Consider the following 7,337-nt stretch of genomic DNA (forward strand, 5'->3'; position numbering starts at 1 on the left):
TCAATGTCATTAAGTTAAGGCACTTCTCATGATGTGTTCCCGCAGATTCAGATAACCCACAGATTTTTTTCCGGATCCCAATCTGCGGGTTTTCTGAATCTGCGGGAACTCCTTCTTAACTTAATGACATTGAATGTTCAATGTTCAGTGTTCAGCAAGAGGCCATCGGCTTCGACTTTGGCCTGCTTGATCGCTTTGAGCACCGGCCCAATCGTCGGATGCGACTGATACGGGCCCAAGTAGCCATACATCTGCATGCCCTGCACCATGCCCTCCGGCAACGTCTTGCCCGGCACACGCACGGCACTCACTTTCGCATCCGGCCCCACGGCGGTCATTTCCACGGTGAAATCGATCTCGCCATTGAGGTAGCGCTTCTTGTCCTCCCAAAACTTCGCCGTGTTCATCGGCAGGCTCGCATCGGTGATGATCACGTTCTTGGCCGCATCGAGCGCTTTCACGCGCAGCATGTCCTTGTACGTTCCGCTGCCGCCATCCGGCGCCAGCACCAGCAGCGCATTCAATTCCGCCACCGAGAGCTTCAAGGTCGCTGGTTTGCCCGCATTCACCGTCGCTGCGAAGTCTGTCAGCTTCTTCTCCAGTTCCGGGACGGCAGCAATCTCCGGCAGCTTTGCCGGTGTCTCCTGCGCGACCGCCGCGATGGCGGTATTCAACGTGGACGGCACATGCCAGAACGACCACCACACGATGAAGCCAAACACCGCGACCACCGCCGACATGATGACGCAGCCGTAGCCGGAGTGGAACTCGCCCGTCGGAATCTTTTCAATTTTTGCCATAACCTCATCTGCATGCGCCACGCGAAAAAATCAAGCGCGCCGCCAGCTTCAAATCGGCGGGCGGAAGCGCACGCGGGCTTCTTCCAAAATGCACAATCTGCCCGGCAACGATAGCAGCCACGGCTCATGTCCGAAAAAGCGCTCCATGATCCCGGCGATCTCCTCGGCCACGGCGTCATCCGGCAGGCGCAGAATCAGCAGTCCATGATAGTCTTCCGGGCGATAGACGCGCACATCGGCGAAGTCGAGATCGCGAGTCACCAGCGCCAAGCAATGCGCTCGGACATGCGTGGCGATGTCTGCATCAGGGGATGTTCCCATGCCGATGTCACGCGCATGCTCCACCTTGTGTCCATGCCTGCGGATCACATCCAGGCAGCGCCGCGGCATGTTGGCATCCAGCAGGAAATTCATGATCAGGCGGGCAGCAGATGAAACGACTCCTGCTCCACCAGTTCCCCCGCAAACCGCAGTGCCGCGCGTACCTGCGCCGGACTAAGATCATACTCACGTTCCAGGTCTGCCTCAGACATGCCACCCGCCAGGCTGCCCACAATCATGGCGACCGGCATGCGTGTTCCTTCGACGACTGGCTTGCCGTGGCAGATGGCGGGATCAATGACGACTCTTGGCATGCGCGGAGTGTGACACTCCAGGTCTATTTCGCAACCCGATTGACGCCCGCCTCGTGCCGCCGATTCTCGCCGCATGAAAATTCTCGCAGCCATGTCCGGAGGCGTGGACAGCAGCGTGGCCGCCGCGCTGCTCGTCCGCGCCGGGCATGACGTGTCCGGCGTGTACATGAAGAACTGGATCAACGAGGAGAACATCATCGGCCACTGCCCGTGGGAGGAGGACATCGTGGATGCTGAAGCGGTGGCGAAACAGCTCGGCATCCCGTTTCGCGTCGTCAATCTCATGACCGAGTACCGCGAGAAGGTGGTGAAATACCTCCTCGAAGGCTACCAGGCCGGCATCACGCCGAATCCTGACGTGATGTGCAATCGCGAGATGAAATTCGGTGTCCTGTGGGAATGGGCGAGCGAGCACGGCTTCGAAGCGATTGCGACGGGGCATTATGCGCGCAAAACGATGCTAGATGCTCGATCCTTGATGCTAGATCCAGCATCCAGCATCCAGCATCTAGAATCCAGTATCGAGCATTCAGCATCGATTCTCCGTGGCGCCGACCCCAACAAGGACCAAACCTACTTCCTCGCCATGATGCAGCCGCAGCAGGTGCGCATCGCGCAGTTTCCCATCGGACACTTGCTCAAGCCGGAGCTGCGCGATCTCGCCCGCGAGTTTGGGCTCAAAACGGCGGAGAAGAAAGACAGCCAGGGCATCTGTTTCATCGGGCAGGTGAAGATGGAGGACTTCCTGCGCACCTTTGTGCCCGACAAGCCCGGCCCCATCGTGAATCTCGACGGCAAGGTGCTCGGCGAGCATCGTGGGCTGCATCTTTACACGCTCGGCCAGCGCAAAGGCCATGGCGTCGCCAGTCCGCTCCACAAACAGGCCTACGTCGTCGTCGCCAAGCGTCCGCTGACGAATGAACTCGTCGTCGCTATCGAAAATGCCGACACGCCGCTGCTTTGGGCACGCAAAGCGGTGCTGCACTCGATTTCGAGCACTGGTGCGCCTTTGAATGACGAGCGCACGCTTCAGGCCCAGCCGCGCTACCGCTGCCCCGCAGGCGATGCGATCTTCCGTCCACTCGGTGATGGCCGTGCCGAACTCGAATACACCGAGCCGCAGCGTGCGCTGACTCCGGGACAGATTTGCGCGTTGTATGAGGGCGAGCGTCTGCTTGGTGGTGCCGTGTTTGAATCCATCCAGCACGAATGATCGCGTAGCGGAACTCGTGAGAGTTCCGCAGATCGGCAGGCTCACGCCAGCCGCTACGACACACGCTTCCAACGCATGACTCCATCCTCCATTCTCATCCTCGGCGGCGGTTGTTTCGGCCTCACCGCCGCGCTGGAACTCCGCGCACGCGGCTGGCAGGTTACGGTGATCGATCAAGGCCGCCTGCCACATCCCGATGCCGCCTCCACCGACATCAACAAGGTCGTGCGCATGGACTATGGCAACGACGCACAGCACACCGCCATGGGCGAGCGCAGCATCGAGCGCTGGCGTGAGTGGAATGAGAAATGGGGCGAGGACTTGTATCACGAAGTCGGCTTCCTCGTCATGTCGCGTGAAACCATGCAGTCCGGCGGCTTCGAGCACGATAGCCATCATTTTCTTACCGCACGCGGCCACACGCTGCGCCGCACCTCCACTGATAGGCTGCGTGATTTTCATCCCATGTGGAATGACGGCATCTATCGCGACGGCTATCTCAATCCCATCGGCGGTTGGGTCGAAAGCGGGTGCGTCATTGCCAAACTTGCTACCGAAGCACGCGCTGCTGGCGTTGAGATCAACGAAAACGTGCCAAATCCACATCCGCAGTTCGATGGCGCACGCTGTATCGGCATCGCCGCATCAAATCAGACATGGAAAGCCGAGCACGTCCTCGTCGCCACCGGTGCGTGGACGCCCACACTGCTGCCGCATCTGCAAGACGTCATGTGGGCCACGGCGCAGACCGTGTTTCACTTCAAGCCGGACGATCCACGTCCCTTCACGCCACCGCAGTTCCCCGTCTGGGGTGCCGACATCGGCAAGACCGGCTGGTATGGCTTTCCCGCGAACGCCGACGGCCTCGTCAAAGTCGCCAACCACGGCCCCGGCCGCCGCGTGAACGCCAACGATCCGCGTTCATTGCCCGCAGGCGAGGAAGTTCGCTACCGCGCCTTCCTGCGCGAAACTTTTCCTGCACTCGCCGATGCACCGCTGCACTCCTCCCGCGTCTGCCTCTACTGCGACACCTTCGACGGTGCCTTCTGGATCGACCACGACCCCGCTCATCCGGGCCTCATCGTTGCCGCCGGTGATTCCGGCCACGCCTTCAAGTTCACGCCGGTGATGGGCGAGATCATCGCGGATGTGGTGGAGCGAAAACCAAATGCGTGGGCGGCACGTTATCGCTGGCGTGAAAAGACGGCGACGAGTGCGGATGGTGCGCGAGCTTCAACTTAACCGCGAAACAACGCGCCCAACTTCTTCCCCAGAATCACACCCGCACCAAGTATCGTCACCGCGAGGAAGATCATCGCCCAAACGCCGAGTGCCGATGCGAGATTTGGACCACTGCCGAGAGCGAGCACCAGCGAGTAGATAGCCTTCGTGATCGGGAAGTGCGCGGCCTGTTGCGCGAGGATCATGGAGTCGCTCACCTCCAGCATGGCGAAGGAAAAGGCCAGCAGGCCGCCAGCGACGAGATTCGGAGCCACCAGCGGTAGCGTGATGCGCCAGAGGGCTTTTTCGGGCCGAGCGCCGAGGTTTTGCGCGGCTTCTTCGAGCGTGGGGCTGACCTGTTGGAAGCCGGCGGCGGCGGAACGCACGACGTAGGGCAGGCGGCGCACCGCATACGCGATGACGAGCAGCAGCAGCGGATCTTCGCCGAGCATGAGCCAGTGGAAGGGCTGACCTTCACGTGTCATCGCGAGATAACCGAAGGCCATGACAATGCCGGGCACGGCGAGCGGCAGCATCGCCATGGCATCGAGTATCTGGCGGCCCCAGATGCGCGTGCGCACGGAAACGTAGGCCACGCCGATGCCGAGGACGAGCGCCACGAGCATCGCCATCGCGGAGTATTTCAAACTGTTGGCGATGGAGGACAGCGTGAGTTCATGGCCGAGTGCATCGTGATAGTGCTCCAGTGTAAGCGAGTGCGGAATGACCGTGCCATACCAGTCTTTGGAGAAGGACAGCAGCACGACACCGAGATGCGGCAGCACCGCGAGGAAGGTGACACCGGCAAAGAACGCGGTGCAGGCCCAGCCGAGCCACACGGGCAGCTTGAGCGTTTCGCGACCAGTGGTGGCCCGTCCGCCGCCACTGGCGCTGGAACTGCCGAATAGAACTTTGCCCGTGAGATAAAACAGCGTGCTGAAGCCGAGCATCACGGTCACGAGGGCATAGGGGAAGGGGTTCCCGCTCAAATCATTGATGCTGCGGAACACCTGCACGGCGGTGACGCGGTCATAATCAAACAGCAGCGGCACGCCCATCTCGGTGAAGGCCCATACAAACACAATCGTGCCGCCCGCAAACACGCCGGGCATGATGAGCGGCAGCGTCACACGCCAGAAGCGGCTCCACGCGTTGCAGCCCATGTTGGCGGCGGCTTCTTCGAGCGCAGGATCGAGGTTGGAGAGCGCGGCGGCGGCATTGAGGTAAATGATCGGGTAAAGATGCAGCACCTCCATGATGATGATGCCCAGCATGCGCTGCTGGCCGAGCCAATCCGTCGGATGCATCGCATCCATCAGGCCGAGATTGATCAGCAGGCTGTTCAACGCACCCGCCTGTCCCAGCATGGCCTTGATGCCAATCGCACCGACGAACGGCGGTAGGATCATCGGCATCAGCACGAGCGAATTGAGCAGCGCCCGGCCCGGAAACGCAAAACGCACATAGCAAACCGCCAGCGGCAGCGCGATGACGAGCGATCCGAGCGTGGTCCACGCCGCGATGATGAACGAATTCCACAGCCCCTCGCGATACAGTTCGTTCAAGAACACCTCCGAGATGTATTCCAGCGTGAACTTATGGTCCGGCCCGCGAAACGCGGACTCCAGCGCCGCCCAGATCGGATAGGCGAAGAAGCACGCGAAGAACGCGGTCATCACCAGGAAGATCAGGAGTGAGAGGGTGCGGGACATGATGGGTGAGCTAAGAGCCGTGTCGGGCCATGGTGCGGGCGCGGATGAACTGGGTGCGGAAGGCATCGCCGAGTTCGCGAGCGAGACGGGTTTCCTGGGTCTTGTCGCGGGCGGCCAAGATCTTCGAGATGGTGCCCGTGGCGGCCTCGTATTTCACGCGGGTGAGGTCCTCGAGCACGGTGATGGCGCGTTCGGGCATGTCGTTGTCGATGATTTCTTTCCACGCGGCATGCAACTCGTTGTGGGAGTCCACGCAGATGACGCGGACGAGGAAACGAATGGCGCTGAACGCTGCGCCGGTGCGTTCGGGGTGATAGGTGAAGGCTTGGGCTTTCTCGAACGGCGCTTCTTTGCCATCGCTCATGCGGGCGATGTTTTCCGGGGTGTAAAGATCATGACGCACGGACAGGCGCCGCAAGGCGTGATGACGCGGGCCGCCTGCTTCGCCGACACGGAAGCTCCACAGCTTCTGTCCGGCATCGCCGAGCACGAACTCGATGAAGGCTGTCGCGATTTCAGGATCGGGCGCACCGCGCAACAGGCCGATGGGATCGACGCTGATGGAGGTGCCACCGAGCGGGGCGATGAAGCCGACGCGGGAGGTGCCGTCGGCCTTGCGCACGTCTTCTTCGGCGGAGCGACCGTAGAAGTCGATGCACATGCCGGCTCCGGCATCACCACGGGCGACTTCGAGCGGGATCTTCGTGGAGAAATCAGTGAAGTAGCGCGCATTGGCACTGATGCGCAGGATCAGACGCAAGCCTTCGTTCCAACCTTCGGCCACGCCTTGGGCTTCGAGTTGCTCGGGCGTGAGTTTGGAGTTGGGCACGGCCTTGAGTCGATCAATCGCGATCTGCATCTGCTGCTGGATGAGCATTTCGAGTGCTTTGGTCACGGAACCGCTCTTGCCGGGATCACTGAGGGCGATCTGGCCGTAGTAGCGCGGATCAGCAAGGTCTTCCCATGCATCGGGATCGTCAGCGATGCCGATGCGGCGCAGCACGTCGCGATTGAAGACGATGCCGCTGCTGGAAAGGCATGCGCCGCACCAGCGCCCTTGCGGATCACGAAAGGGTTCGCCACTGAGTTTTTCGGGGATGCCGTTTTCACCGAACCAATCGGGATGTTTTTTCATCAAGCCGCTGATGCCAGTCGTTGCGCCATCACCCGCGACCAGCGTGCCCGCTTTGGCCTGCTGCTCGAAATCATACGCGCCACCGCCGAAGAACACGTCCATGCCCGTGCTGACGTTGGAGGCGAGGTAGGCTTTGCGGGCCTCATCGTCGGGCGCGGCTTTTGGGTTCAAGCAAGCCTGCGCGACGGCGGGAGACCAGGTTTTTTTCAAATCACGCTGCCAGTGCTGCTGAAATGCAGCAGTGGCTTCCGATTTGATGAGCATGGCGATCTCGGAGGTGCCGCCGGGCACACGCCAGTCGATGAACAGTGTCTGGCCGGTCGATTTTTTCCAATGCGCGGCGAAGGCCTGGCCGAACTCCTCGCGGATGCGGTCGTGATGCGGTGAGATGATGATGAGCCGGCGGTCGTAACGTGCCGGTGCGGTGCTTTGCGCTGGTTTGAGCAGGAACGGGCCGACCATGGTGAGCAGCAGCGCCAAAACGACGGCGAGTTCTTTGCGCCAAACCTGCAACCATGCGAGGACGGCCTGAGTGCGTGGGTGCTGGAGGAAGGCGTTCATGAGGCGGACGCTTCGGGGGCCGGACGACGATGGACGCAACCCCGTTGGGGTTGCGCTGAA

At 61.1% G+C, this 7,337-nt stretch carries 7 protein-coding genes; 2 read left to right on the forward strand and 5 right to left on the reverse strand.

From position 1 onward, the window contains the following. Positions 1 to 137: 137 nt before the first annotated feature. Genes ACKVY0_RS03980 through ACKVY0_RS03990 form a run of 3 tightly spaced genes read right to left on the reverse strand, consistent with a single transcriptional unit; the run spans position 138 to position 1,435 of the window. Entirely contained in the window at positions 138 to 800 is a 663-nt protein-coding gene (locus ACKVY0_RS03980) for a hypothetical protein (RefSeq protein WP_409213497.1), read from the reverse strand. Positions 801 to 848: 48 nt separating this feature from the next. Then, entirely contained in the window at positions 849 to 1,214 is a 366-nt protein-coding gene (locus ACKVY0_RS03985; protein WP_409213498.1) for a DUF5615 family PIN-like protein, read from the reverse strand. A gap of 2 nt (positions 1,215 to 1,216) precedes the next feature. Then, positions 1,217 to 1,435, reverse strand: a complete 219-nt coding sequence (locus ACKVY0_RS03990) for a DUF433 domain-containing protein (protein WP_409213499.1) — start codon at positions 1,433 to 1,435, stop codon at positions 1,217 to 1,219. A gap of 73 nt (positions 1,436 to 1,508) precedes the next feature. Between ACKVY0_RS03990 and mnmA the strand changes: the two genes are divergently transcribed. Both mnmA and ACKVY0_RS04000 read left to right on the forward strand, forming a co-directional pair. Next, the gene (mnmA, locus tag ACKVY0_RS03995) at positions 1,509 to 2,648 is read left to right on the forward strand and encodes a tRNA 2-thiouridine(34) synthase MnmA (protein ID WP_409213500.1); all 1,140 of its coding nucleotides are present in this window, start codon (positions 1,509 to 1,511) and stop codon (positions 2,646 to 2,648) included. A gap of 75 nt (positions 2,649 to 2,723) precedes the next feature. Then, positions 2,724 to 3,890 (forward strand): NAD(P)/FAD-dependent oxidoreductase, encoded by a 1,167-nt coding sequence (locus ACKVY0_RS04000; protein WP_409213501.1) that lies wholly within the window; start codon positions 2,724 to 2,726, stop codon positions 3,888 to 3,890. Here the strand turns inward: ACKVY0_RS04000 and ACKVY0_RS04005 are convergent. Both ACKVY0_RS04005 and ACKVY0_RS04010 read right to left on the reverse strand, forming a co-directional pair. Further along, positions 3,887 to 5,581: an ABC transporter permease gene (locus ACKVY0_RS04005; RefSeq protein WP_409213502.1), complete on the reverse strand. Its 1,695-nt coding sequence runs from the start codon at positions 5,579 to 5,581 to the stop codon at positions 3,887 to 3,889. The genes ACKVY0_RS04000 and ACKVY0_RS04005 overlap by 4 nt on opposite strands. Positions 5,582 to 5,591: 10 nt before the next feature. Then, a complete protein-coding gene (locus ACKVY0_RS04010) occupies positions 5,592 to 7,277 on the reverse strand; it encodes an ABC transporter substrate-binding protein (RefSeq protein ID WP_409213503.1) in 1,686 nt (561 codons plus the stop codon). Between the last annotated feature and the right edge of the window lie 60 nt (positions 7,278 to 7,337).

This window comes from Prosthecobacter sp. (assembly GCF_046154365.1).
GTDB lineage: Bacteria > Verrucomicrobiota > Verrucomicrobiia > Verrucomicrobiales > Verrucomicrobiaceae > Prosthecobacter.